Origin of the sequence: Arthrobacter gandavensis (assembly GCF_039528575.1) — a bacterium.
GTDB lineage: Bacteria > Actinomycetota > Actinomycetes > Actinomycetales > Micrococcaceae > Arthrobacter_B > Arthrobacter_B citreus_B.
This window is the reverse complement of record NZ_BAAALV010000004.1, coordinates 1-24,461: the sequence shown is the minus strand read 5'-3', so window position 1 is coordinate 24,461 and position 24,461 is coordinate 1. Positions and strand designations below refer to the sequence as shown.

31 protein-coding genes are annotated in these 24,461 nt (G+C 65.7%); 17 read left to right on the top strand and 14 right to left on the bottom strand.

All coding sequences use genetic code 11. The features are described 5' to 3' along the window. Positions 1–52 precede the first annotated feature (52 nt). Positions 53–1,174: a multiple monosaccharide ABC transporter substrate-binding protein gene (gene chvE, locus ABFX29_RS11440; protein WP_152229392.1), complete on the bottom strand. Its 1,122-nt coding sequence runs from the start codon at positions 1,172–1,174 to the stop codon at positions 53–55. A gap of 388 nt (positions 1,175–1,562) precedes the next feature. Here chvE and ABFX29_RS11435 point away from each other — a divergent pair, with 388 nt between their 5' ends. The 6 genes from ABFX29_RS11435 to ABFX29_RS11410 all read left to right on the top strand — a co-directional run bounded on the left by ABFX29_RS11435 (position 1,563) and on the right by ABFX29_RS11410 (position 5,296). Beyond that, the gene (locus ABFX29_RS11435) at positions 1,563–1,979 is read left to right on the top strand and encodes an excalibur calcium-binding domain-containing protein (RefSeq protein WP_246167737.1); all 417 of its coding nucleotides are present in this window, start codon (positions 1,563–1,565) and stop codon (positions 1,977–1,979) included. A gap of 6 nt (positions 1,980–1,985) precedes the next feature. Further along, the gene (locus ABFX29_RS11430; RefSeq protein WP_246167738.1) at positions 1,986–2,669 is read left to right on the top strand and encodes a sortase domain-containing protein; all 684 of its coding nucleotides are present in this window, start codon (positions 1,986–1,988) and stop codon (positions 2,667–2,669) included. 190 nt (positions 2,670–2,859) lie between these two features. After that, positions 2,860–3,348 carry a hypothetical protein gene (locus ABFX29_RS11425; protein ID WP_152229394.1) on the top strand — a complete coding sequence of 163 codons (489 nt, stop codon included), beginning with the start codon at positions 2,860–2,862 and terminating at the stop codon, positions 3,346–3,348. 64 nt (positions 3,349–3,412) lie between these two features. Beyond that, positions 3,413–4,003, top strand: coding sequence for a rhodanese-like domain-containing protein (locus tag ABFX29_RS11420; RefSeq protein ID WP_152229395.1), 591 nt, complete (start codon positions 3,413–3,415; stop codon positions 4,001–4,003). 221 nt (positions 4,004–4,224) lie between these two features. Next, positions 4,225–4,656 (top strand): excalibur calcium-binding domain-containing protein, encoded by a 432-nt coding sequence (locus tag ABFX29_RS11415; protein WP_246167739.1) that lies wholly within the window; start codon positions 4,225–4,227, stop codon positions 4,654–4,656. 4 nt (positions 4,657–4,660) lie between these two features. Continuing rightward, positions 4,661–5,296 (top strand): class F sortase, encoded by a 636-nt coding sequence (locus tag ABFX29_RS11410; RefSeq protein ID WP_246167741.1) that lies wholly within the window; start codon positions 4,661–4,663, stop codon positions 5,294–5,296. On the opposite strand, the gene ABFX29_RS11405 is transcribed toward ABFX29_RS11410, so the two are convergent. After that, positions 5,293–6,114: an AraC family transcriptional regulator gene (locus ABFX29_RS11405; RefSeq protein ID WP_152229398.1), complete on the bottom strand. Its 822-nt coding sequence runs from the start codon at positions 6,112–6,114 to the stop codon at positions 5,293–5,295. The genes ABFX29_RS11410 and ABFX29_RS11405 overlap by 4 nt on opposite strands. Positions 6,115–6,210: 96 nt before the next feature. On the opposite strand from ABFX29_RS11405, the gene ABFX29_RS11400 reads away from it, so the two are divergent. Continuing rightward, positions 6,211–6,723: a VOC family protein gene (locus ABFX29_RS11400; protein WP_152229399.1), complete on the top strand. Its 513-nt coding sequence runs from the start codon at positions 6,211–6,213 to the stop codon at positions 6,721–6,723. A 106-nt stretch (positions 6,724–6,829) separates the two neighbouring features. Here the strand turns inward: ABFX29_RS11400 and ABFX29_RS11395 are convergent, their stop codons facing one another. The 5 genes from ABFX29_RS11395 to ABFX29_RS11375 form a co-directional block, all read right to left on the bottom strand. Then, the gene (locus tag ABFX29_RS11395) at positions 6,830–8,488 is read right to left on the bottom strand and encodes a hypothetical protein (RefSeq protein WP_170287816.1); all 1,659 of its coding nucleotides are present in this window, start codon (positions 8,486–8,488) and stop codon (positions 6,830–6,832) included. A gap of 200 nt (positions 8,489–8,688) precedes the next feature. Beyond that, on the bottom strand, positions 8,689–9,186 hold the full coding sequence (tpx, locus tag ABFX29_RS11390; protein ID WP_152229400.1) for a thiol peroxidase: 498 nt from the start codon (positions 9,184–9,186) through the stop codon (positions 8,689–8,691). Between the two features lie 260 nt (positions 9,187–9,446). After that, the gene (locus tag ABFX29_RS11385) at positions 9,447–10,247 is read right to left on the bottom strand and encodes a DUF4190 domain-containing protein (RefSeq protein ID WP_152229401.1); all 801 of its coding nucleotides are present in this window, start codon (positions 10,245–10,247) and stop codon (positions 9,447–9,449) included. Between the two features lie 149 nt (positions 10,248–10,396). Next, complete coding sequence (locus tag ABFX29_RS11380; protein ID WP_152229402.1) at positions 10,397–10,900, bottom strand: DinB family protein; 504 nt, start codon at positions 10,898–10,900, stop codon at positions 10,397–10,399. Positions 10,901–10,946: 46 nt separating this feature from the next. Further along, a complete protein-coding gene (locus tag ABFX29_RS11375) occupies positions 10,947–11,246 on the bottom strand; it encodes a hypothetical protein (RefSeq protein WP_152229403.1) in 300 nt (99 codons plus the stop codon). Between the two features lie 306 nt (positions 11,247–11,552). On the opposite strand from ABFX29_RS11375, the gene ABFX29_RS11370 reads away from it, so the two are divergent. Genes ABFX29_RS11370 through ABFX29_RS11355 form a run of 4 tightly spaced genes read left to right on the top strand, consistent with a single transcriptional unit; the run spans position 11,553 to position 13,362 of the window. Further along, positions 11,553–11,921: an ArsR/SmtB family transcription factor gene (locus ABFX29_RS11370; protein WP_152229404.1), complete on the top strand. Its 369-nt coding sequence runs from the start codon at positions 11,553–11,555 to the stop codon at positions 11,919–11,921. After that, entirely contained in the window at positions 11,918–12,424 is a 507-nt protein-coding gene (locus ABFX29_RS11365; protein WP_152229405.1) for an SRPBCC family protein, read from the top strand. The genes ABFX29_RS11370 and ABFX29_RS11365 overlap by 4 nt, the downstream gene beginning before the upstream one ends. Continuing rightward, positions 12,421–12,900, top strand: coding sequence for an SRPBCC family protein (locus ABFX29_RS11360; RefSeq protein WP_152229406.1), 480 nt, complete (start codon positions 12,421–12,423; stop codon positions 12,898–12,900). The genes ABFX29_RS11365 and ABFX29_RS11360 overlap by 4 nt, the downstream gene beginning before the upstream one ends. Positions 12,901–12,927: 27 nt before the next feature. Beyond that, complete coding sequence (locus ABFX29_RS11355; RefSeq protein WP_152229407.1) at positions 12,928–13,362, top strand: VOC family protein; 435 nt, start codon at positions 12,928–12,930, stop codon at positions 13,360–13,362. Between the two features lie 30 nt (positions 13,363–13,392). Here the strand turns inward: ABFX29_RS11355 and ABFX29_RS11350 are convergent, their stop codons facing one another. Then, positions 13,393–13,914 carry a TetR/AcrR family transcriptional regulator gene (locus tag ABFX29_RS11350; RefSeq protein WP_152229408.1) on the bottom strand — a complete coding sequence of 174 codons (522 nt, stop codon included), beginning with the start codon at positions 13,912–13,914 and terminating at the stop codon, positions 13,393–13,395. A 100-nt stretch (positions 13,915–14,014) separates the two neighbouring features. On the opposite strand from ABFX29_RS11350, the gene ABFX29_RS11345 reads away from it, so the two are divergent. Next, entirely contained in the window at positions 14,015–14,755 is a 741-nt protein-coding gene (locus tag ABFX29_RS11345) for an MBL fold metallo-hydrolase (protein ID WP_152229409.1), read from the top strand. Positions 14,756–14,759: 4 nt separating this feature from the next. Here the strand turns inward: ABFX29_RS11345 and ABFX29_RS11340 are convergent, their stop codons facing one another. From ABFX29_RS11340 to ABFX29_RS11330, 3 genes are all read right to left on the bottom strand, one after another. After that, positions 14,760–16,217 carry an alpha/beta hydrolase family protein gene (locus ABFX29_RS11340; RefSeq protein WP_211372431.1) on the bottom strand — a complete coding sequence of 486 codons (1,458 nt, stop codon included), beginning with the start codon at positions 16,215–16,217 and terminating at the stop codon, positions 14,760–14,762. A gap of 117 nt (positions 16,218–16,334) precedes the next feature. Continuing rightward, a complete protein-coding gene (locus tag ABFX29_RS11335; RefSeq protein ID WP_152229410.1) occupies positions 16,335–16,778 on the bottom strand; it encodes a nucleoside deaminase in 444 nt (147 codons plus the stop codon). 81 nt (positions 16,779–16,859) lie between these two features. Continuing rightward, on the bottom strand, positions 16,860–17,765 hold the full coding sequence (locus ABFX29_RS11330) for an LLM class flavin-dependent oxidoreductase (RefSeq protein WP_152229411.1): 906 nt from the start codon (positions 17,763–17,765) through the stop codon (positions 16,860–16,862). A 96-nt stretch (positions 17,766–17,861) separates the two neighbouring features. Between ABFX29_RS11330 and gluQRS the strand changes: the two genes are divergently transcribed. Both gluQRS and ABFX29_RS11320 read left to right on the top strand, forming a co-directional pair. Continuing rightward, positions 17,862–18,779 carry a tRNA glutamyl-Q(34) synthetase GluQRS gene (gene gluQRS, locus ABFX29_RS11325; protein ID WP_246167744.1) on the top strand — a complete coding sequence of 306 codons (918 nt, stop codon included), beginning with the start codon at positions 17,862–17,864 and terminating at the stop codon, positions 18,777–18,779. Positions 18,780–18,823: 44 nt separating this feature from the next. After that, positions 18,824–19,267, top strand: coding sequence for a nitroreductase family deazaflavin-dependent oxidoreductase (locus ABFX29_RS11320; RefSeq protein WP_152229412.1), 444 nt, complete (start codon positions 18,824–18,826; stop codon positions 19,265–19,267). Here ABFX29_RS11320 and ABFX29_RS11315 read toward each other — a convergent pair. Next, positions 19,264–19,779, bottom strand: coding sequence for a GNAT family N-acetyltransferase (locus ABFX29_RS11315; RefSeq protein WP_152229413.1), 516 nt, complete (start codon positions 19,777–19,779; stop codon positions 19,264–19,266). The genes ABFX29_RS11320 and ABFX29_RS11315 overlap by 4 nt on opposite strands. 194 nt (positions 19,780–19,973) lie before the next feature. Between ABFX29_RS11315 and ABFX29_RS11310 the strand changes: the two genes are divergently transcribed. After that, on the top strand, positions 19,974–20,861 hold the full coding sequence (locus tag ABFX29_RS11310; RefSeq protein ID WP_170287817.1) for a CAP domain-containing protein: 888 nt from the start codon (positions 19,974–19,976) through the stop codon (positions 20,859–20,861). A gap of 163 nt (positions 20,862–21,024) precedes the next feature. On the opposite strand, the gene ABFX29_RS11305 is transcribed toward ABFX29_RS11310, so the two are convergent. Both ABFX29_RS11305 and ABFX29_RS11300 read right to left on the bottom strand, forming a co-directional pair. Continuing rightward, positions 21,025–21,234 (bottom strand): hypothetical protein, encoded by a 210-nt coding sequence (locus ABFX29_RS11305; RefSeq protein ID WP_152229415.1) that lies wholly within the window; start codon positions 21,232–21,234, stop codon positions 21,025–21,027. Positions 21,235–21,486: 252 nt separating this feature from the next. Then, positions 21,487–22,398 (bottom strand): GmrSD restriction endonuclease domain-containing protein, encoded by a 912-nt coding sequence (locus ABFX29_RS11300; RefSeq protein WP_152229416.1) that lies wholly within the window; start codon positions 22,396–22,398, stop codon positions 21,487–21,489. A 120-nt stretch (positions 22,399–22,518) separates the two neighbouring features. Here ABFX29_RS11300 and ppk2 point away from each other — a divergent pair, with 120 nt between their 5' ends. Continuing rightward, on the top strand, positions 22,519–23,538 hold the full coding sequence (gene ppk2, locus ABFX29_RS11295) for a polyphosphate kinase 2 (RefSeq protein ID WP_152229417.1): 1,020 nt from the start codon (positions 22,519–22,521) through the stop codon (positions 23,536–23,538). A gap of 47 nt (positions 23,539–23,585) precedes the next feature. Next, positions 23,586–24,332 carry a FadR/GntR family transcriptional regulator gene (locus ABFX29_RS11290; protein ID WP_152229418.1) on the top strand — a complete coding sequence of 249 codons (747 nt, stop codon included), beginning with the start codon at positions 23,586–23,588 and terminating at the stop codon, positions 24,330–24,332. Positions 24,333–24,461: the final 129 nt, after the last annotated feature.

Below are 24,461 nucleotides of genomic sequence, written 5' to 3'. Positions count from 1 at the left end.
GTGCGGGGCACGACGGCGGCAGTCGCCGTCGTGCCCCGCGGGGCGGGCTGCCCTAGAGTCCGACGTCGCCGGCCTCCACGAAGCCGGAGTCCACCAGCTTGGACTGGACCTCGTCCTTGACCACAACCTGCGGTTCGAGGATGTAGGTGGGGACCACCTTCACGCCGTTGTCGTAGGTTTCGGTGTCGTTGACGTCCACCTCTTCTCCGTTGACGATCTGCTCGATCATGGTGTCCACCTGGGCGCCAAGTTCACGGGTGTCCTTCCAGACGGTCATGGATTGCTGGTCGCCGAGGATCGCCTTGATGTTCGCGACGTCGCCGTCCTGCCCGGTGATCACCGGCCAGTCGGTGCCCGGCGTGTAGCCGGCACTGGCCAGGGACTGCTCGATGCCCAGGGCCAGGCTGTCGTTCGGGGAAAGCACGACGTCGACCTTGTCGCCGCCGGTGTAGAAGGACTGCAGGCGGTTATCCATTTCCGCCTGCGCATCCGCCGATCCCCAGCCGAGGATGCCGATGGAGGCCCAGTCATCATTCGAGGCCGGGGACTTGCCGGAGGGAACCACCAGCTGGCCGCTCTCCACGTAGGGAAGCAGCACGTCCCAGGCGCCGGAGAAGAAGAACTTGGCGTTGTTGTCATCCGGGCTGCCGGCGAAGGGTTCCAGGTTGTACGGGCCCTCGCCGTCGGCCAGGGCCAGTTGCTCCTCGATGAACTCGCCCTGGAGCTGGCCCACCTGGTAGTTGTCGAACGTGGCGTAGTAGTCCACGGCGTCGGTCCCGTTGATCAGCCGGTCATAGGCGATCACGGTGACGTCCTGGGACTTGGCGTCTTCCAGGACCGGGCCGAGGGTTTCGCCGTCGATCGCTGCGACTACCAGGATCTTGGCGCCGCCGGCCACCTGGTTCTGGATCTGGCTGATCTGCTGGTCGGTCTTGTCGTCGGCGTACTGCAGGTCAACGGTGCAGTCGCGGGCTTCAAGGTTTTCCTTTAGCCCTTCGCCGTCGTTGATCCAGCGTTCCAGGCTGCGGGTGGGCATGGAGATTCCCACGTTGCATTCGACGCCGTCGCCGCCTTCGCTGTCGCTGTTCGTGGTGCCGGCGGGGGCGCAGGCCGCCATGCCTGCTGCCAGGCCGAACGCCAGGAAGAGGGCCGAAACATTCTTTCTTTTGCTCATGGTCGAACCTTTGAAAAGGATCCTGCCGCCGGCAAGGCACTGCACGGCGAGACTACGGGAAACATCCTTGTGACCCGGACGGCTGGATCGAGCGGATACAACGCTGTAGCGCCCCTGTCGATACCCCTACCGACAATTTGTAGGCGAGCACAACATATCCCCGTGACGTGGATCACGGCAAGGGGTTTCCGGAACGTTATCCAAACGCAATGCGGGGGTCTCGTTCGGGCTCCTGTCAATAGGTGCCCTCAGTACTGGCGGGCAGAATCGGCGCTGCCAACGAATCGCAGTCAGCCCAGGTCAATTCCTCCGATTTCGGTTCTCGGGAAAATACCTGTTTCGTACTCTGTCGCGGGTCCTAATTACTCGATGAACCGGAGGTTCGATCGTGAAAAAGACCCTGACTGGACTCACCATTGCGGCCGCATTTGGCTTCACTGCACTGGCAGCTTCGCCGGCCGCGGCGGCTCCGCCCTATGCCAACTGCGACGCCGCTGCTGCTGAAGGCGTTTACAACATTGCCGAAGGCCAGCCGGGCTATGAGCCGAGCCTGGACCGAGATGGAGACGGCGTCGCTTGCGAAGGCCCCACGTCTTCACCCACGCCCCCGTCTCCATCACCCACCACGACGACGGTGCCCCCCGTCAACAATCAGATCGGGAACACCCCCAAGGGCGGAGCCAACACAGGTGCGCCCGCGGACAAGGGCACCGACGCCACCGGCGTTCTCCTCGCCGCTGGTGGCGTAGTCGCCGTCGCAGGCATCGCTGCCGGGCTGCGGCGCAAGTCCGGAAACCACGCCTAGCCTGCGTTGGGACGACACGTAGAATCCCGCGGCAGCGGCCGCCGGAGCCGAATGGTTCTGGTGGCCGCCGCCGCGGCGTTCCTCGTTGGCGGTGCTGGTGATACGAGCACACCCGATGACGCCGGCCCCCGCTACTTTGCCCTAGCCCAGATCCCGGCACAGGCACCGGTTGATGATGCCCTTCGTCCGTTCCCTGCACTTCCGCAAGATGCTCAGCCCGGCACCGGGGCCGCTCCCGCATCGCCGAGCATCGTCTCCCTGCCCACAATCCAGACCAGGTCGGAGCTGATGGAGCTCGGGCTGCTGCCGGATGGAACGCTTGAAGTACCTCCGGCATCTCCCGGATCCCCCGCCGGTTGGTACACGGGTTCACCCGCTCCTGGTGAACCCGGTCCGGCCATCCTGCTGGGCCACGTCAATGCCAACGACGGCGGCCCGGGAGTCTTCGCCCGGCTTCGCAGCCTGGTACCGGGAGACCACATAGCAGTAGAGCGGGAAGACGGGACAGAATCTGTATTCGTCGTCGTTCGGGGCGAGCAATACGCCAAGGACATGTTCCCTACTGATGAGGTTTACGGAAACACCCCGGGTCCTGAACTCCGCCTGATCACCTGCGACGGGTTCGACAGCACCACCGGACTCTGGCAGGACAACTACGTGGTCTACGCGGTCTTGGCCGACCCTGTCTAGAAGCGAACCACAGCACCCCAGCAGGTATCGTTGCTGCCGACGGGACGACGGGGGGTTTGGGCAGATGGCACTACTGGGTGGAAGCGGGATGGGACCGCACCGGACACCAGTCGATGACCGCCGCTGGAATAAGGCGGAGGCGGAATTCAAGAAACTCCACAAGCGGAACTCCCGGACCACCTTTCTGGTTTTGTTGGCAATCTACGTTCCCCTGGGGCTGATCGCCGCTGGCCTGGTCATCTACCTGTTCAGTGATTCCCGGGACCCGATCTACGACGTCGGGACGGTGCTGCTCGGCTTGGGATTCGCCCTCGTATGGGGCCTCGCGCCCCTGCTGTTAGGCGGTGCGCTCTTCGCGGCAACCCAAACCGCGGTGGTTGAACCGTCCAAACGATCCCGGCGCTGGGGTGCGGCGTTGACCGCAGCGGCTGTGTTCCCCGGTGTGCTCCACGTCGGGGTCCTGGTCTGGGTGGTCATCGACGAGGTGGTCAGTCCCACTGCGTCCCTGCTTTATGCCCTGGATCCGGTCATCATCCCGCTGAGGCTGATCATGGTCGCCGTGCCGCTGGTCATGGCACTAGCCCTCCTTCCAAGCATTCGGCGCTCGGACAGGATCCGAAAAGAGCGTGGACAGCGGCCGCGGCATGACGCACCGGCCACACGCCGTAACATCCCCTGACTTCTCCCAGATTCGGGCCATAGGGTTGGTGCTTCGCTCCGGCCACTCCAACCGAAGGAACCGAATGTCACCCGCTGCCACCGCAGAGACCACCAAGACCATCGACGCCGTCACCCTGAAGTCCCTGCTTGAGGAGAATCCGAACCTCACCGTCATCGACGTCCGCAACCCGGCAGAGTTCGAGTCCGTGCACATCGCGGGCTCCCACAACATTCCCCTGCCTCTGCTCTCCGCCCACACCGTTGAGCTGGCCGCCCGGCTGGATGACGGCGTCGTGCTTCTCTGCCAGTCCGGCGTCCGGGCAAAGCAGGCGCACGAACGCCTCGCTGCAGCGGGCCTGCAGGGCGGGCAGGTGCTCACCGAAAGCGTGGACGACGTCGAGAAGGCCGGCGGTTCCGTAGTCCGCGGCCTGCAGGTCTGGGACATGGAGCGCCAGGTGCGCTTCGCCGCAGGAAGCCTGGTGGGACTCGGCCTGCTCGCCGGACGCATCGCCTCGCCGAAGTTCCGGGTCCTGGCCGGCGGAATCAGCGGCGGACTGGTCTTCTCAGCCCTTTCCAACACGTGCGCCATGGGCAAGGCGCTGGCGTACCTGCCCTGGAACCAGGGCGCTTCCGAGCCGTCGTGGGAAGAGATCCAGGCCAACCTCGACCGCTAGTTCGCGCATAACGTCTGCCCGTTCCATTAGGCGGGTTCCCCCTTTAGGAAGGGTCTGACGACAACTGGCACTTTGTGAACGTTCCCCCTGCGGAATCGAAGCCGTTTCTTCATAACATTCCGGATAAGTCTGCTAACACATTTGAGTGTGTCCGACTCCGGAGTATTAGCCCCGCCCATATGCTCATGCGGTCATTCACACACACTCTTTTGGGGGGAAACATGAAGAAAACTGCAGCAGGAGCAGCAATCGCAGCAGGAATAGGCCTGTCGATTCTTTCCGCAAGTCCGGCGATGGCGGCAGTAGGCCCCTTTGCCAATTGTCAGGAAGCCGCAGACGCCGGGTACACGCTGATGCCGGTGGGAGCGCCGGGGTACGCGCCGCAGCTGGACAGCGACAACGACGGCATTGCCTGCAACGGCGTCGACATTCCGTTTACGGTCGGGCCGAACCTCGGGGCCCATGCGTCAGCCGACTACTTCACCAGGAACCAGATTTCGCAGGTCCCTGTCGGCGCCCCCGACACCGGGGTCCCCACGGACGGAGCAGCGATCGATTCCTCGTTCCTGCTGGCTGCCGGAGCCATGGTCATCACGGTGGGCGCCGCTGCCGCAGCCCGCCGCAGGACAGCTGTACCCACGGGCGACCGGTAACCAGTTGGGCGTTCCAGCCACCAGCAACCGCTGCCGGGCCCTCGTCTCCCTGGCAGCGGTTGCCCTGGCATTGCTGACCGGGTGCACCGGGCCTGCCGCTGTGTCCTCCACACCGGCCGCCCCGGCCACTGCGTCGATGTCCACCACCGCGGATTCCCCTGCTGGCGTTCGCTCACCACTGCGCGAATCCGCACCGGTCTCAATCGCCGTTCCTTCGGTCCGTCTCGATTCCACCCTGATCGATCTCGGGCTGAATCCGGACGGCACCGTCGAAGTCCCCGCTACGGATCCCGGCGCACCGGCCGGCTGGTACACCGGATCCCCCACGCCCGGGGAGCTCGGTCCATCCATCATCCTGGGCCATGTCAATGCAACCGGCGGTGGCCCGGGCGTCTTCGCAGACCTCCGGGACCTGGGTTCCGGCGACCTCATCAATGTGTCACGGGCCGACGGAAGTATTGCGGTATTCCGGTTCCGGGAAGGTCATCAGTATTCAAAAGACAACTTCCCCACTTCCCTTGTTTACGGGAACACGGAGGGGCCGGAACTGCGGCTTATTACCTGCGACGGCTACAACCCCGAGACCGGCCAGTTCGACGACAATTATGTGGTTTACGCCCAGCTTGTGGATTCGCGCTAAGAAGGTCCGCACCCGGCACCTTCACTATCCGCCGCTTCCCGCCGGTACCCGCTGGGCGTAAACCCCAGCACCTCGCGGAACACATCCGTTAGATGGGCGTGGTCGGCGTAGCCCAGCTCGGCAGCGACGTCGGCAATCCCCAGGTCCGGATCGGTGCGCAGCCGATCAGCCGCCTCCTGCAGCCGGTAGCGGCGGATCATCGCCAGCGGCGGCAGGCCCACATGCTTCCGGGCAATCCGCTGCAGGCTGCGTACCGAAACTCCCAGCAGGTCAGCGGCCTGGTCCACGCGCGTGAGGGATGGATCCGCCTCGATCAAGTCCTCAAAGTGGTTGGCCAGCAGGCTCTCCGGTGGAGGTGTGGGCAAGGCGGTTTCCACCCAGGCCGACGCCGCCGCAACAGCCGCTGCTCGGCGGGCGCCGCCGTCGTCGTTCGCCTTTGACTCCATCGCGGCGGTGACGGGCGTCCGCAGCCCCGGCAGCTCCAGTGCGGTGCTGGCATCCTTCAGCGCTCCGGGATCCGGACACAGGAACGGAACGGCTGCCGGGCGCAGCAGCAGTCCGAAGGCCCAGCCGGTGCCTTGCAGATCACGGACGGAACGGCGCGTTGCCGGTCCATACAGCCGCACACAGTCCTGCTCGATCACGAGGTTCAGCGCCGGGAAGGGCAGGACTTCCTGCCGGGAGGTCCGTCCGGCTGCCAGGTCCCACTCGGGGATCCAGAACCAGCGGAAGCGGTCCGCCAGCAGTGCCGGCGCGGGTACCCGGTGGAACGAGGGCAGCCGGGCCGGATACAGCGGGCCGCGCCACTGCTGCTGCATCGCTCCTCCTCCACAGGTCGCCTCTCGCCGGGAAAAAACACCCGGTTGTCGCAAATTGCCAAGCCGCCGGGCTGCCTGCGTTCCTAGCCTGATTCCATGACTACAACCCAGAACCACAACAATCGCCCCGGAGTCACCGGCCGGCACACCACCGACGGCATTCCCCGCGGCCTGACCAGTCTCACACCGTTCGTCGCCGTCCCGCGAGCAGCTGAGGCAATCCGTTTTTACCAGGACGTTTTCGGCGCAAGGGTCGTGGACGTGACGGAGATGAACGGCCTAACCGTCCACGCAGACCTGGACCTCGGCAGCGGTCACCTCCAACTCGGCGAACCGAACCCTGAATACGGTTTGGTGAACCCGCCCGAACCGGACACAGCCTGCTATTCGCTTGGCTTCTACTGTTCCGACGCCGATTCCGTGGTGGCACGCGCGGAGGCAGCCGGCGCCGTGGTGCGGGAACCACTGGAAACCTTCGTGTCCGGAGACAGGTTCGCCAGCATCCGCGATCCCTTCGGAATCCGCTGGACCATCATGACCCGGGTCGAGGACCTGTCGGAGGAAGAAAGCGCAGCACGCGTGGCGCAGTGGGCGGCGCAGCAGGGCTGAGCAGGCGTACCACCTGCCGCACCCGCAGGGCGACCGGCGGCGGAGACAAAAACGGTCCCGCGGCGGTGTGCCGCGGGACCGTCCTCCTGGTGATCTGTTCCACCTGCTACGGCAGGCGGAAGTAAACCTCGTCGTTGTTCTCCTCGGCGAGGATCATGCGCATGGCTATTCGGGAATCCTCTCCCAGGGCGCCGTCCGGTACATCGAAGCACCTTTCAACGGTTACGGAGTCCCCCGTGCTGAGCAGTTCCTGGTCAACGCTGCGCTGGCCGAGGCTGCTGGAGCAGCCCAGGACGCTGTAGATCCGGTTGTCGGTTCCGATCAGTTCTGCCGGCAGGTCGAGCCAGGGCCGCCCGTCGCCGCTGCCGTTGTAGACGGCGCTGAAACGGGCAATCACGTAATTGTGGTCAGGCGCGCCGGCATTGGGATCTCGATCCTGCACCTCAGCTGCGGCGTCGCGGTCCAGCTCGGTCAGGGTGACCGTGTAATCCCCCACGGTCACTTCCTCACCGGCTGAATTGGACGGTTCGGAGACAAGGCCGCTGATGTAGGTGTCCGAGTACTCGTAGGAGTAATCCTCCTGTTCAGCTTCCAAGAGCTCCTCTGAATAGTCCTCGGTTTCCGTGTAGGACTCCGTCCCGGCTTCGGTCTCGCTCTCCCAGAGGCCAGCATCCCGCAGCGAACCAACGAAGAGGGAGTTCACGACGATCGCGGCGACGATGGTCACCACTGCAACGGACAGTGCGGCGATGGACAGCGGCTTAGCGATGTTCTTGGCCTTGATGCCCTTGATCAGTGCCGGAATACCCAGGCCCACACTGACGATTGCCAGCGGGAAGGTGATCACGTTCACGAACGGAATCCAGCACACCAGCAGGGACAGAATGCCCAGGACGAGGGCTGCGATCGCCAGCCCCTTGCCGGGTGTGGACGGCGGCGCGTAGTTGCCGTAGGGCTGGCCCTGATACGGCCCCGGCTGTCCGGGGTAGCCGGGCTGCCCCTGATATCCGGGCTGGCCTTGGTAGCCGGGCTGGCCCTGGTAGCCGGGCTGGCCCTGGTAGCCGGGCTGGCCCTGGTAGCCGGGCTGGCCCTGGTAGCCGGGCTGGCCTTGGTAGCCGGGCTGGCCTTGGTAGCCGGGCTGACCGGAGTTCGCGCCCTGGCTCCCGTATGGGCCGGGCTGACCCTGGTAGCCCTGTCCCTGGTATCCGGGGTTGGCGCCCGCATGTCCTTGGCCGCCAGCGGCACCTTGGTTGGCGAAACCCGGGTAACCCGAGGGGTTGGTGAACGGTGCCTGCCCCGGCTGGCCGGGGTGTTCCCCGCCACCGGTGCCGGAGGGCGCGCCGGGAACCGCTGCGTAAGGGTTGTACGGCGGTACCGGAGGGGCCTGGTCCGTGCCATATGGAAGGGACGGGCCGGCATCGAATCCGCCGGGCACTGCAAACCCGGTTCCGTGTGCAGGCGCTGACCCCGGCTCCGGGGTTGTGACGTTTTCAGGTTCCTGGTCCGCCGCTGTCGATGCCTGGCCGGTTTCCGGCGTCGCGCCTGCGGCCTGGCCCGGTTCGACTACAGGTTCAGCTGCCGGTTCCGTGTCCGGTGCCTGGCCAGTTTCCGGCGTCGCGCCTGCGGCCTGACCCGGTTCGACCACCGGTTCAGCGTCCAGCGCCCGCTCGGCTTCCGGCGAGCTGGCCTCGGTGGGGCTGCTGTCCTCCCCGTTGCCGTCGGCACCGGCGTCTTGGTCCCTGGGCTGTCCCTGGTCCCTGTCCATTCTTTTCCCCCAATAGAGTTGTTCGTTTTGCGTTCAGGCGGACCGTCCGGAGACCGCCGCCACCTATCCTAGCCAAGGGCGGCCCGGCGTATTGCCTAGTCACAGCATCCTGGCCGGTGTCCTCCGGCGTGCTGGCTACCCGTAACTCACAACAAAGGCCCGCCCCGCAGCAGCGGAACGGGCCTTGCAGCGAACCCGGGCTATGCCAGGGCGGCCACCGCGGCGTCGTAATCCGGTTCGGTGGTGATTTCGGGAACGAGCTGCGTGTGCAGCACGCTGCCGTCCGCATCGAGAACGACGACGGCGCGGGCCAGCAGGCCCTGCAGCGGCCCTTCAGCCTGGGTCAGCCCGAAGTCCTCACCGAAGCTGCTGCGGAACGCGGACGCGGCAACAACGTTCTCGATGCCCTCGGCGCCGCAGAAGCGGCCGAGCGCGAACGGCAGGTCCTTGGAAACACAGACGACGGCCGTGTTCTCGAGTCCGGCAGCAATCTCATTGAAGCGGCGGACGCTGGCGGCACAGACACCCGTGTCCACGCTGGGGAAGATGTTCAGGACTACCCGGCGGCCGGCGAAGGTCTCGCTGGAGACTTCGGACAGATCGGTTCCAACCAGCGAGAATGCGGGTGCGGAAGTCCCCTCAGCGGGGAGTTCACCGGTGGTGCGGACAGGATTTTCTTTGAATGCGGTAGTTGCCATGCTTTGTGTTTATCACGTTCGTGCTGCCCGGCACGGTTCGGTGACCTGCAGAAACATCCTGCAGCGAGAATCCCGCGAGAAAGTTGCCGTGAAGGGGTTCCCTCCGGCGGTGACGGTGTTTTACTGAAACTGGTTCCTTAAGGCGGGACCAGAACAGGTCCACTTGGCCGGGACCAGTAGGTTCATCGGCCGGACCTTGGAACGACTCCCTGGCCATGGCTGGGGAGCCGTTCCATGTCAGGCACCAGGGCAGGGTTGGGTTACTGCGCGGCCCAGTACACGCGGTCGTCCTGGAATGAAAACAGGCTCTCAACCAGGATCTTTGCGTCGGTCACGGCTTCAGCCGGCACGTCAAAGCAGACCGAGAAGTTCCCCGCGCCGCCGTTGGTCAGCGTGGGAACCTCATGTGCCGGGTTCGGCGCTACGGCTGTGCAGGTGGAGGTTGAATACTGGCGTGCGTCAGAACCCGCAAACTCAGTAGTGAGGTCAACCCAGGGATCGCCTTCCTCGGATCCGTTGTAGACAACGGCCAGATCCACCAGGACGTACTGGCCGGCGGGCGGCGCGTTGAACTGGTTGGCGGCCATGACCTGGTCATTCCCGTTCAGGTTCACTCCGGTAACCGTAACGGTGTACTCACCGATTTCTGCCGAGCTCCCCAGGGCGAGTGCCTCTGCAGCCGCTTCAGTCTGCTCCGGCTCGGCTGCGACCACGCCGTCGGAGCTGTCTTCGATGCTCTCCACCACCGAGTCAATGGCAGCCGAGTACAGTGCCTGGGTAGCGAACACACCGATGATCGAGAGCACGCTGAGGATCAGCCCGGCGATCGGCATGCCCTTCGGAGCCCGGCGCTTCGAGGCCACCACGAGCGCCGCGATGCCGAAACCGAGACCGGCAAGCCCAACGAACAGGAACACGTTGTTGAGCACGGGAACCCAGCAGAGCGCGAACGCGACGATGCCCAGGACCAGGGCCGTGACGGCCAGGCCTTTCCCGGGCCTGGCGGGCGGAGCCTGGAACGGAGCCGGTGCCGGAGCTGGCGGGTAAGTTTGGTTTTCCATTGCGAATCCCCCATAGGATGCGATGCCTGGCGACCCGCGGGGCCGCCGCAGGACACTCTTTGTCCTGCGCCGCCCACCCTAGGTGCCGCCTCTGACATCGCTTTCCGACCCTGCCCCGGAGCGGCTTCGAGCACCGCGGAACCCGTCAGCTACTCCCCGGTGACGCCGTCGAGCAGTTCCCGGATGATGTCCAGGTGGCCGCAGTGCCGCCCGGTCTCTTCGACCATGTGCACCAGTACCCAGCGCAGGTTATGCTCCGCACTGTGCTCGGCTTGGCACATGTCCTCAAGGCCGTACCTGGCAGCAACCTCACGGGACTCGGCACAGGCTGCCTGGTAGTCGGCGATGATTTCGGCGAGGCTGTCCTGCTCCGTCACGCGGAATTCGGCGTCGGGATCGTCGCTGCTCCAGCGGGTGGGAATTCCTGTCTGGCCGTCCAGCTGCGCGCGGAACCACCAGCGTTCGACGTCGGCAAGGTGGCGGAGCAGACCGGACACCGTGAGAAGGGAGGGCAGGACGCGGCGCGCGGCATCGGCGTCGCTGAGGCCCTGGGCCTTGTGCACAACGCTGGCTCGCAGATAGTCCAAGAAGCCGTTGAGGGTTCCGCGCTCGTCAGCGGCGTCGGGCGGATCGATTCGTTCGTCTGTGAGCATCCGCCCAGCGTAGCGGCGCTTTATCCGCGCCGGAAAAGCCCCGCCGTCATAATCCTGCGAGCCGCAGGACAAGGGCCAGGAGCATCAGCACCACTCCGGCTCCCGCTACGATCCATGCGGCCGTTCGGGTGGTGAGGCGCATCCATGACTTCCGTCGTGTCGCTGCGGAGTACAGCCCGGTGATCAGCAGGATGAGTCCTGTCATTCCCACGTATCCCGGGGCTCCGTTGTCTTCCCCCTGGGCCAGGACAAAGAGGAGCAGAACCAGTCCCACGGCAAAACTCGGCCAGTGGAAACCCGTCTCATGCCGTATTCCTGCGGCATGGCTGTGATCCATTGAGCTCATGGTCCGTCCTTTCCCGCTGCAGCGGCGTCCGGGAGGTGCGCCCGGGAAGAAGGAGCCACGCTACTCCCCCTGCCCCGCGCCGTCTCCGGGAGTCCCCTGTGAAGTTCCTGAATGGGCTTCCGGGACGCCGCCGAAAAACTTCCCAAACCCCCTTGCCGACGAGGCACCACGGGCGTACCTTCTTGGGTAATCAACCACATGGTTGTTCAACAAATGGGTTGGATACCGGCATGGAAGCGGCAACAGCCCACACCGCACCGTTGAAAAACCAACAGATCGAACTGCGACGCGAACGTTGGCCCGTACATGACCGAAGCCCCAGAAGACGTCCTGCTGGACAGGGCCTTTTTGGCCCTGGCCGATCCGGCACGACGGCGGATCATCGCCAGGCTTTCCCGGGGCCCGGCCACGGTCAACGAACTCGCGGAACCCTTCGAAATCAGCAAGCAGGCGGTTTCGAAGCACATCCAGGTCCTCGAGCAGGCACAGCTTGTCACGCGAACCCGTGACGCCCAGCGCCGGCCCGTCCACCTGAACCCCGCACGGCTGGAGGCACTTACTGCCTGGATCGACCGCTATCGGCTGGTCACCGAAGGGCAGTTCCGCAGCCTGGATGCTGTGCTCCACCAACAGGCCGCCGAGCGCGGCCGGCAGTCAAAGGACCAACACCAATGACCAACGAACTGCAGCTCTCCGTCCCCGACGGCGTCCCCTTCATCGACTATTCACGGGAGATCGATTTCCCCGTCGCGGATGTGTTCCGTGCCCACGCTGATCCGGATCTGGTCAGCCAGTGGCTGGGCCCGCGCGGGATGAAGATGGAAATGGACCACTACGACTTCACCACCGGCGGTACCTACAAGTACACGCACACGGGCCCCGAGGGCATCCCGTACGACTTCACCGGCATCTTCCACACCGTCCGGGAGAACGAGTTCGCGATCCAGACCTTCGAATTCTCCGGCTATCCCGACGTCGTCAGCCTCGAGTTCAATACCTTCGAGGACCTGGGGGACGGCCGCACCCGGATCACTGTCCATTCGGTCTATCCCACCCAGGAAGCACGGGACGGCATGGCAGCCTCCGGCATGGAGGAGGGCATGACCGATTCCTACTCCCGGCTGGAGGAACTGCTTGCCAGCCGGGCGGACGTCAAGACCCCGCAGGAGGCGTCATGACCAACGCACTTCACGTCACCCTTCCCGACGGTGCCCCGTACATCGACTACGTCCGCGAGTTCGACTACCCCGCACTGGACGTCTTCCGCGCCCTCGTCACGGCGGATTCGTATGCCCGGTGGGTGGGACCAGACCACCTGGACACCCGCATCGAGGCCTTCGAGGCGACCCCGGGCGGGTCCTACCGTTTTGTCCAGAGCGACGACGACGGCGAGTACGCCTTCCGCGGCGTCTTCCACAACATCCGGCCCGGCGAGTTCATCCTGCAGACCTTTGAATACGAGGGGTATCCGGACCAGGCAAGCCTTGATTTCCTGCGATTCGAAGACCTGCCCGGCGGACGGTCCAGGCTCAGCGGCCATTCGGTCTACCCATCGGTCCAGACCCGGGATAGCTTCGTGTCCTCGGGCATGGAATCAGGCATGGCTGCCGGCTACGACAAGCTCGAGCAGCTGCTCGCGTTCTCCACGGCCTGATTCCCTACGACCATCTTTGGAGGAACCATGGATTGGACCCTGGAAGTCATCCGCGTACCGGTCAGCGACTTGGACCGCAGCCTCGCGTTCTACTCCGACCAGGTTGGATTCGACCTGGACCACCACACCGTCAACGAGCACATGGCGTTCGCGCAGCTCACTCCCCCAGGCTCCGGCTGCTCGATCGTCATCGGCACCCTGCCGGGCGAGGAGCAGATGGAACCCGGGTCCCTGAAGGGGCTGCAGCTGGTGGTTCCGGATGCCCGGGCAGCGCACGAGGAGCTGCTCTCCCGCGGCGTTCAGGCCAGCGACGTGACCGTCATGGATGAGCGCGACGGCGGCACGCTGTTCGGCTTCTCGGATCCGGACGGCAACACCTGGATGGTGCAGCAGATCAGGGCCCGGGCCGACCATCCGCTGATTCCCTACAGTGCGCGCCCGCAGCTGGGAGAGGGAATCTAGGCTTCGGTTGCGGAACCGAGCGGCGCCGCATCAGCCCGCCAAGGCTGATGCGACCCGCTCGATTCCATAGTCGAACGCCCGGTCCAGGTCCCCGCCCAGCCGGAAGGCTCCAGCCAGCTCCATGGTGATGAACCCGGTGAGCCATGCCGTCATGAACCGTGCAGCCTCCAGCGCATCGGCGTCGCCCACCGCGTCGCGGGCCGCGGCCAGGACCGGTTCGCTGGCCCTGGCCAGATCCTCGGCGGAGGCCGTGCGCGTCTGGATCAGCCGGAATCCCTCCGGGTGCTCGTGTGCGAAAGACCGGTAGGTGCGGGCCAAACCGGCCAGCGAATCCTGGCCCTGCATCCGTTCCCGCAGATCTTCAAGCGTGGCCGCAGCAATCATTCCCAGCAGTGCGTTCCGGTCCTTGACCCGCTTGTACAGCGACGGAGCCCGGACACCTACCCGGTCAGCCACCGCGTTCATGGTGACACGGTCCGGCCCGCCTTCTTCCAGGGCGGTACGGCCCGCGGCAACAATGGCTTCGAGGGAGGTTCGCTGCGGCGTTGGCATGGCTCTCCTGGCAATTCGTTTGGCTATTGACATTAGCCATCATAGCTAATTATGTTAGCCATGTAACCCGGACATGCCGGGTAGGCACAAGGAGACAGCCATGAAGCTCGCACCCAATCTGCAACGGATCGGCAATGACATTGTTGCCGCCTACCTCGTGGTGGCCGACGGCGGCATCACCGTCGTGGACGCCGGACTCCCCGGGCACTGGCGGGACCTGGAACGCGAGCTCGCTGCCCTGGACCGGAACCTTGAAGACATCCGGGGCGTAGTGCTGACCCACGGCGACTCCGACCACATCGGCTTCGCAGAGCGGCTTCGCCTGCAGACCGGCGTGCCGGTGTACATCCACGCGGCAGACGCGGCGCGGGCACGGGGAACGGAACGCTACAAGCCGGCGCCAGGGTCTGCGGGCGGCATGCGTCCCGGTCCCGCCGCGAAGTTCCTCGGCTATTCCCTGCGCAAGCAGGGCTGGCGCACTACCTACCTCACCGACGTCATTCCCGTCGCGGACGGCGACGTGCTGGACCTTCCCGGGTCGCCGCGAATCATTGGACTCCCCGGCCACTCCCCCGGCAGCGTGGCAGTCCATGTTCCGGAAGTGAAAGCGCTGTTCGTCGGCGACGCCCTCACTACCCGCAACGTACTCTCCGGCCGGACCGGGCTGCAGCCCTCACCCTTCACCGATGACCCCGCCCAGGCCCTGGAGACGCTGGACCGGCTCACTCCGCTGCCGGACGTTGACTGGGTCCTGCCCGGCCACGGCACGCCGTGGAACGGCCCGGTCAGCGATGTGGCCGGCTCCGTACGCGCCGGGGCCAAAGCAGGACCGAAGGCCTGAGCGGTCAGCGCCCTTTTCCGTGACCGGGGCCGTTGCCCGGACCGTGCCCGTGGCCGTTCCCGTGGCCCGGGCCGTGCCCGTGGCCGTGGCCGTGGCCTGCGCCGGGGCTCCAGGTGCGGTCGTTCACGAACTCGGCCGGCTGGTACTTAATGAAATCGGCGTTTCCAAGTCCGAGTGACTCGGCGCGGCGGTCCAGCTGCTGTGGCTCGGCCAGGTTGGCCCAGCGTCCGGTGTCCAGCCGCTCGTCCATGGCCAGTACGGCCGCCACCCGCTCGGCGTCCGTGAAGGTGCAGTGCCCTGTGCGCTCGACGAAGGACTGCCGCAGCAGCGGCGTCGCCCGTGCTTCGCGAACGGTTTCCTCATATTCCTCCATGTATTCCACCGGGGCCAGGATGTCCGCGAGGGTGTGCATGGTCAGCACCGGGATCTGCAGGTCGCCCTGGGGTGTGGAGGTACGGTCCATCCACTCGAGCGCACCTTCGTCCGGCGCGATATCCGCTGTCGCTGTCAGGGTGTGCAGGTCACGCTTCAGTTCCAGTCCGGCGGAACGGTAGAGAGCTTCCACCTGCTGGCGCTTAGCCGATTGCTGCAGCAGCGTCCCGTAGTCCACGCCCTGGTTCCAGCCGCTGTCGCCGTCCGCGGCGGTGACGATCGAGACCCGCGATCCCACCACGAACGGAATGGTCTGCAGCAGCCAGTTGTATTGGGCTTCCTGCTGGGCCGCGAAGTCCCGGGATCCGGGAGCAGCGTCCCCGCTGAACCAGGTGGGAGTGTTCATCAGCGCTGCTGCGAGCGCTAGCCGGGCCCGTCCCTCGTCGGTGGCCTGTGCCTTCTGCACGGCCTGCATCAGTGCAGTAATGGTCACGCCCGCTTCTGCCGGTGTGCGGAACCCGGTCAGCTGGAGTTCCTGACCGGGCAGCAGCAGCTCCGCGAGCGCGTGCACGCCGTCGAGCTGGTAATTGTTCAGGTTGATGCCGCCGCCCAGCAGCCCGCAGGTGCTCACGGCCCCGTCCACGCCGCTGTTCGGCGTTTCAGCGATAAGACTGCTGACCAGCCCTCCCATGGAAGTCCCGAAGGCAATGGTCCTCTCGGGTTCCCCCGCCGCGGCGGAGAACGCGGCCAAGGTGTCCAGCTGATCCTGCACTGCCGTGCCCAGCGCCCAGCCGGCGGTGGCGTACGACGACGCCGCAACCGCAAAGCCGCGGTCGGTCAGCGCCTGCGCGGTCGAGTCGAACCCGGGGTCCCACGCCGGGTTATCCGGTCCGGGGCGGAACCCGTGGCTGTAGAGCACCAGCTTCCCGTTCCAAGCGGCGGGCATTTCCGCAGCCCAGGTGGCTCCATTGGCCAGTGTTCCGCCAAGTTGGGTTACCGGTTCGGCAACTGTCTCCGCTGCCGTGGCCGTCGCCGGTGCTGCCACCAGTGCCAGGGACAGGGTTATCCCCAGGGTTTTTAGTTTTCGCATGCGATGTTCCGATCCTTCCTGCGCCGTTGCAGTTCGTCGCCCCGCTGCGGCCATCCTTCACGACGGCGGGAGAACAGGCAAGGAAAACTGCAGGTCCGGATCAGGAAGTTGCCCCGCCTAGAGCACGCCGATGTCCTCGTTCCACAGCGAGGGGTAGTCCGTCATGAACTCCTCCATCAGGAGGGCGCAGGCCGGGTCGTCCAGGACGTCCACCTGGACACCGCGCTGGCGCAGCAGGTCCTCGGCTCCGCGGTAGCTGCGGTTCTCGCCTATGACGACGCGCGGGATCCGGTACAGCAGGATCGCACCGGTGCACATTTCGCACGGGGAGAGCGTCGTGACCATGGTGGCCCGCGCATAGGAACCGGCGGGAAGCCTGCCGGCATGTTCCAGGCAGTCCATTTCAGCGTGCCGGATCACGCTGCCCAGCTGCTGGCGGCGGTTGTGTCCGGTGGCCACGATGGTGCCGTCAATGAACATGGCCGCGCCTATGGGAATGCCCCCTTCTTCCCTGCTCTTCCGGGCGGCGTTCAGGGCAGGCAACAGCAGCTCCGATGTCATTTCCCCACCCTAGGACGCTGCGTTCCGGTGCGGAAGGCCCCGCTCTCCCCAGCAGCCCGCCGCCTCCTCCTGGACCGTTCCTCAGGCCGCCCCGGCGCGGGCCGCTGCCACCTTCTCCCGGACCGCTGGCGCCACCTCGGCGCCGAACCGCGTGATGGCACCGGCGTCGTCGGTCGCGAGGATGAACCCCGAGATTCCGTGCAGCAATGCCATTTCGGTGATCTCCTCCACCCACTGGGCCACAGGTCCCTGCAGGAGCCCTCTTCCTGCGGGCTCGAACGAGCCGCTGATGTTCAGCAGCCGGCGCACCGCGGCAGGATTCCTGCCGGCGGACGCAGCGGCGTCGTCAATCGCGGCGTTCAGCGGCACCAGCTCGGCGGGCCCGCCGCGCAGGTAGCCCAGCGAGGGCAGCCAGCCGTCCGCTGCCGCCCCGGTGAGCCGCAGCATGCGCGGCTTATAGGCACCAAGCCAGATGCCGACGTCGTGGGCCGGCGCCGGTCCCCGCTTGGCACCAATGACCCGGTGGATTTTGCCGTCCACGCGCAGCGGAGTGGTGCTGGCAGTGTCCCAGACACCGCGGATGATGCGCATTGCCTCCTCGAGTCCCGTGACGGCGTCCCCCGCTGACAAACGCTCGCCGCCGGCAGCAACAATCGCGTCCCAGAATGCTCCGGTTCCCAGCCCGAGTTCGAGCCGCCCGTTGCTGAGGAGGTCCAGGCTCGCGGCGCTGCGGGCCACCACCACAGGCTGGCGCAGTGGCAGGTTGAGCACGTCCGGCACCAAACGGATCCGGGAAGTGTGTGCCGCTGCGTAGGAGAGCAGCGTCCAGGTGTCCAGGAACCGCGGCTGGTACGGGTGGTCCTGGAACGCGGCCAGGTCCAGCCCTGCCGATTCTGCCGTGACGGTGAGCTCCACGGCCTGCCGGGCTGGAGCGGCCACCGGGGTGATGAAGGCTCCGAAGAGCAGGTCGCGGCCATAGTCGGGCATGTTCGTAACTCCTTCACAGGAAGCTGCGCGCCGGTAGTGGCGGCCAGTCTAGCCCCGGGTGCGCCGATGCGCTCCGGGGTTTGTAGGCTGGAGGACGTGCCTTCTCTTACCCCCGCTTCCGCCGGTGCCGGCCGCTTTGCCCCGAGCCCGTCCGGCGAACTGCACGTCGGCAATCTGCGGACGGCCCTGCTCGCCTGGCTGTTCGCCCGCAGCAGCGGACGCCGGTTTATCCTCCGGGTGGAGGACCTGGACCGTGCCCGGGCCGGGGCGGAAGAGATTCAGCTGCGTGACCTTGCCGCGGTCGGCTTGGACTGGGACGGCGAGGTGATCCGGCAGTCCGACCGCACTCCGGTGTACCTGGATGCCATTGCCAAGCTCCGGGCCGAAGGCAGGGTTTACGAGTGCTTCTGCACCCGCGCGGAAATCTCCGATGCACCGCGGGCCCCGCATTCCCCGCCCGGGGCATATCCCGGAACCTGCCGGCACCTCTCCGGGGCTGAACGCGAACGACGCCGGCGCGAACGCCCGCCGGCGCTCCGGCTGCGCGCCGATGTGCAGGAATACACGGTCCATGACGCCGTTCTCGGGACGTACACCGGAGTGGTGGATGACCTGGTGCTGCTGCGCAACGACGGCGTGCCGCCCTACAATCTGGCGGTCGTCGTCGATGATGCAGCGCAGGGAATTGACCAGGTGGTCCGCGGGGACGATCTCCTCTCCTCCACACCCCGGCAGGCGTACCTTGCGTCCCTTCTTGGATTGCCTCCGGTGGAGTATGTCCATGTTCCACTGGTCCTTTCCGAGAGCGGCAAGCGGCTGGCAAAGCGCGACGGCGCGGTCACCCTGAGCGCCCTTGCAGAGCTGGGGATTTCCGCACCGGAAGCGGCCGGAATGATCCTGGAGTCGCTGGGACTTCCCGGCACTCTTCCGGAAGCGCTGGAGGTTTTCGACCCGGCCCGGCTGCCGCGTCAGCCGTGGATCTTCACCCCGCCGTCGGCGTCGTCCGCCTCCTAGGGGCCTCTGGTGTGCTGTGCCTGATTGGGTGTTAACTGGGGCGCATGCCACTTACCGGTGAATACGCCCCCAGCACCTCCAAACGCTCCCGCGACCAGGTGGAGGAGATCGAGTCCTCCGGCGGCACCCGCGGCACAACCCTGGGAGGCCGCCCAGTGGTGGTGCTGACCACCAAGGGTGCCAAGAGCGGGAAGCTGCGCAAGACGCCGCTGATGCGGGTGGAGCACGACGGCGATTACGCGGTGGTTGCCTCCATGGGCGGCGCGCCGAAGCATCCGGTCTGGTACTTCAACATCAAGGCCCATCCCCGGGTGGAACTGCAGGACGGCCCGCAGAAGTGGGACATGACGGCCCGCGAAATCACCGGCGAAGAGAAGGCAGTGTGGTGGGAGCGTGCGGTGGAGGCTTACCCGCCGTACGCCGATTACCAGGCCAGGACCGACCGGGAGATTCCCGTGTTCGTGCTCGAGCGGATGGAAGTCGCCTAGCCTGTTTCTCCGGTTCCGGCGGGCAGGTCCAGCTGCATCCAGCTGACATCGTGCAAGACGCCATGTTTCCAGCCCACGCGGCGGAATACGCCAACGGGCGTGAAACCCAGTGCGGTATGCAGCCTTTCGCTGGCTGGATTGGGCACGGTCATGCCCGCCACCACGGTTCGGAAACCCAGTTGCCCCAGGCGCTGAAGCAGTGCTTTGTAGAGTGCTGCCCCCAGCCCCCTGCCCGTAGCTGACTGCGCCAGGTAAACGCTGGTTTCTGCTGTCCTGTGGTAGGCCGCCCGGCTCCGCCAGCTTCCGGCATACGCGTAGCCGGTCACCTCGCCGTCGTGCTCTGCCACCAGCCACACATGCCGTTCCTGCGCTGCGGCAATCCGCTGTGCCATGTCCCCAGCCGTTGGCGGCTCCGTCTCGAAGGACACCGCTGTCTCCAGGACGTAGTGGGTGTAGAGAGCGGCGCAGGCGGCGGCGTCCGCGGCTGTTGCGTCCCGGATGGTAGCTGGCATGGCCCTGATGCTATCGAACTCCAGCAACAAAAGTTAGGGGAGCTAATTGTACGTTTGCGTATTGATCTTGTGAAGGGCAAAAGATGCCGTTCCATGAATTTGAAGTGGAATTGTGATTCCGGGACGGTTTTTTGTACGGTGAAAGCGGGGGGATGAGCCACCTAGTGACCGCAATCTACGAAAGGTCTCATCCTGTGAATAAAACCAAGAAATCACTGAGTATCATTACCCTTTCGGCCGTTATTGGCGCAGGCGGCGTTGGTACCGCAGCCGTAGCGGCTCCCTCGCTGGCTCCCGCCGTAACCGTGGAGCCCGGAGCCGCCACCAGCTCGAAGGAGCAGGTCCTGGTCGAAATCTTCGCGGAAATCAACACTTTCCGCACCGCACAGGGACTGGCTCCGGTGCAGTACAACCCCGTGGTTTCCCAAACGGCCCAGGGCTGGTCGGACCAGATGGCGTCCTCTGGGGTATTCGAACACAACCCGGACTACGCCGGCTCGCCGGACCTGGCGGGCTGGAGCAAGGCCGGCGAAGTTATCGCGTCCCGCTCGGATCACAGTGCGCAGGGAATTGTGCAGCAGTGGATCAACTCGCCCGGACATAATGCCATTCTCAGCGATCCGGATTTGAATACGCTTGGAATCGGCGTGACCTTTAGCGACGGGGACCAGGCACTGTACGCAGCGGCGAATTTCTTCCACTATTCACCCGACCATCCGGCCACCGTTCCTGCACCGGGGGCTGAGGCTTCGCCTGCTCCCGAACCGGCGCCCGCGCCTGAGCCGGCACCCGCGCCGGAGCCCGCTCCAGAAACTGAACCGGTTATTAATCCGGCCCCGGCCCCGGTCCCTGCTCCTGCTCCAGCGCCCGCACAGCCCGAGCAGTCCGGAACCGGCGCTCCCCAGCCGGAACGGGATGGGAAGGACTGTTGGCCGCACGGCGACCGTGGAGAGAGCCGCGGCGGATGGAACGATCCAGGGCGTGCGGGAGATCCGCACACAGGCCAAACTGCGGGCTGGCAGCACGGTGGGCAGCATGGCGATCATGGTCCACGCGGCGGCCATCATGGCGGCGGACGTTAGCCGGACGCCTTACCGTCGGTAACCGGTCCACGCGATTCGCTCATCGAGGGCGTACCCTGCCGTGCAGGGTACGCCCTCGAGTGCTGTCCGTCTGGGGTCCCCACTCCGTGACCAGGCGGCCCGCAACGTGTCCCTGCTCAGGCTGTTTTGTGCTCAGCCTGCTTTAGAGCGCTACGGTCCGCGTAAACCAGAGCCGGTAGCGGAAGCCGCCGATCCGGAGCGTGAAGACCGGCGCATCAACCTTGGCCCGTCTGGTAGGTTCCACCGTTCGGGACAGCGTGTCCTTGCGCCGCTGCTCGTGCCTTAGCCGTTCCGCGGCGTGCAGCCTCTCCGCGTAGTCCAGTTTTGCCAGTTCGATTTCAAGCAGGCCCATGTCCGTCTTTCCTCAGCGTCTTATCCGCGGCCGGCTGCTCGACTGGTTCGAATCGTTTGCCGGGAACAGCCGATGCCCGTCTCTTTCACGGGGTTATTCGGTTCTCCTGCCGGTGCGGAACTACCTCCACGCTAGGCGCGCCTGGACAAGCATTCGACGGACTTCAGGACAGGTTGGGTCCGCGATAAAACGCCATGCGGACACCTTTGGTCCGCATAGGGTTCGCCTAGGACGGGCACCCTCCGAGCCGCGTCAGGAAGTGCAGCCGACGCCGTCGCCGTCGCCGTCGAACTTCGGGTCCCAGCCCGGATCCCCGGGACGGATGGGAGCTGCGCCCGCAGCCTTGACGGCCGCGCAATTGGCGTAGACCGGCGTCGTGCTCCCCTGGTCTCCAGCGTCTTGCGCCGTGCCTGCGCCCGAAGCGGGAGCGGTCCGTGGTGCGGTTCCCTCGCGGGCCGGGACGGGTTCGTCCGGGCAGGACGCCAGGACTGCGGCAATTGCGTCGTGCTCCGCCTGCGTCATCCAGAGCCGGTATTCAGCTTTGACCGCCGTCTGGCGTGCGACGTACTCGCAGCGGAAGGCCTTGTTCGACGGAAGCCAGGTGGCGGCGTCGGAATCCGATTTCGCACCGTTGGCTGGGCCGTCTGCGGCGAAGAGATTCAACGGATCGTTCGCGAGCTGGCGGCGTTCGTCCGCGGTGAGCTGCTGCGCTCCCTTCTGCCAGGCGTCCGAGAGCGCGACCACGTGGTCGATCTGCACGGCGGTGCTGGTGGTGTTTCCCCGGACAAAGCTGATCACGGTGCCGGTGTAGGGGTCCGCGAAGGTGCCCGAGGCGACCATGCAGTCCTTGGTTCCCGGCTTGAAGGTCTCTTCTGTCAGGTCCCGCGCAAGAATATCGTTGCGGGTGTCGCAGCCGTTGTGGTCGACGTCGGCCCAGGCAGGGCCGAACTCCTCGCGGCTGTAACCGGTCTTCGGTGCCCTGCCCTTGATCGGGATGCCGCCGAGCTGCTCGAGGGCGGTTCCGGCCTGGGGCTCTTGGAACGTCACCTCCGCCGGCGGCGGCGATGCGGCAGAAGATCCGGTGTCCTGCGGAACGCAGGCTGTGCCGAACAGGATTAGCGGAAGGGTAGCGGCGGAAAGCAGGGCGGAGCGCAGGTATTTCATCGCCGTCAATTATCCGGGCAGGAAGCTGCATTCCCGTTTAGGCTCGCTGGCTGCCCTTCCGCTCCTGCCGGTGTGCCGCGTAGATTCGCAGGAGGACACCACCCTCACAAGGAGATTCTTATGGCCACCGGCAAGAACGGTTCACGGTCCGGCGCAAAGGCCGGGGAAGGGCTGGCGGAAGAGCTCGCCGAGCGCGCGGCAGACTCCGACGGCGAGGGGAGCCGGGTCTCGGTCGCCGAGGACTATGCTGCCGAACTTGATGAGCTCGGTGAACTGGATTCGAACGCCGGCAAGGTGCGGGACAAGGGCGACGACGCCGCTTGGCGGCACAACTACCCCTACGACAAGAAGCTCAGCCGGCGCAGCTACGAGCGGCAGAAGCGACAGCTGCAGATAGAGCTGCTCAAGATGCAGCTATGGGTCAAGGACACCGGCCAGAAGATGCTCATCATCTTCGAGGGACGCGACGCCGCCGGCAAGGGCGGTGCAATCAAGCGTTTCAACGAACACATGAATCCCCGCGGTTCACGGGTGGTGGCGCTGGAGAAGCCGACCGACCAGGAGCGCACGCAGTGGTACTTCCAGCGCTACATCTCCCATCTGCCCAGCGGTGGGGAGATCGTGATGATGGACCGTTCCTGGTACAACCGTGCCGGCGTCGAACGCGTCATGAACTATTGCACGCCGGCCCAGTACCTGGAGTTCATGAGGGAGGTTCCTGAGCTGGAGCGCATGCTCGTGAATTCGGGCGTACTGCTGCGCAAACTCTGGTTCTCCGTGGGCCGCGCCGAACAGCTGGCGCGGTTCGCGGCACGGGAAACGGACCCCGTGAAGCAGTGGAAGCTCTCCCCCACCGACCTTGCGAGCCTGGACAAGTGGGATGACTACACGCAGGCGAAGGAAGCCATGTTCTTCTACACGGACACGGGCGACGCGCCCTGGACGGTGGTGAAGTCGAACGACAAAAAACGCGCCCGGCTTGAAGCCATGCGCTATGTCCTGGCCAGCGTCGACTACCCCAACAAGGACGCGAGTGTTGCGCGTGCTCCCGATCCGCTGATCGTGGGTCCGGCTGCAAGCCATTATGAGGAAGGCGAAGAACCGGACGGCCTGTTTCCGGTAGTCAAGCCGCAGTCCTGAGCCTGCTTTGCCTAGAATGAACAGGTGACTGCCACCCCGGAATCCGCATGAGTTCGCGCCTGCATAGCCTCGTCATCGAATCTTTGGGGCGGCGGATCGTGTCCGGCGAGCTCCAAGCCGGAGACACGATGTTCTCAGAGCACCTCGAGGCCGAACTGAATGTTTCCCGTTCCGTGGCCCGCGAAGCCGTCCGGGTGCTGCAGTCCCTGGGGCTCGTGGAGACCGTGAAACGGGTTGGGATCCGGGTTCTGCCGGAGACTTCGTGGAACGTTTTCGATCCGTACATTGTCCGCTGGCGCCTTGCTGCGAAGTCGGGCAAGGGTGCCCAGCTTCGTTCGCTGACGGAGCTGCGTTCCGCCGTCGAGCCTGCCGCCGCTGAGCTGGCGGCGCAGTACGCTCCCGAGGACATGGCTGCTGAGCTCATGGCCGTTGCCGCGAAGATGCGGGCCGTGGGCCGGGCGGGCGACCTGCAGCAGTTCCTGGAGCTGGACATCCACTATCACGCGCTGGTTCTCGCTGCTTCGGGGAACGAGATGTTCGGGAAAATGCAGTCCATGATCGCCGAGGTGCTGCGCGGGCGGACGGACTACGGCCTCATGCCGTCGCACCCGCATGAGGAAGCGCTGCAGTGGCACGTCGACGTCGCCAACGCCATCCAGTCGGGCAACCCGGATGCCGCACGCGAAGCGATGGACCAGATCATGCGCCGGACCAAGTCTGAAGTCGAGAGCGTCTGGAGCGATGAGCCCCGCATCTTCACTCCGCCGAAGCGGCCGGGGGCTGTGGAGGGGTAGTTGCTGTCGGGGTCGCCGGGGTCTGGTGCTGCGTGCTGGAACCGCGGGCAGGAGCCGCGCGGGCGGCGTGGGCGGTGCGGGCGGCGCGGGCGGCGCGGGCGGCGCGGGCCGCAAGCGGTGCGGGCACCG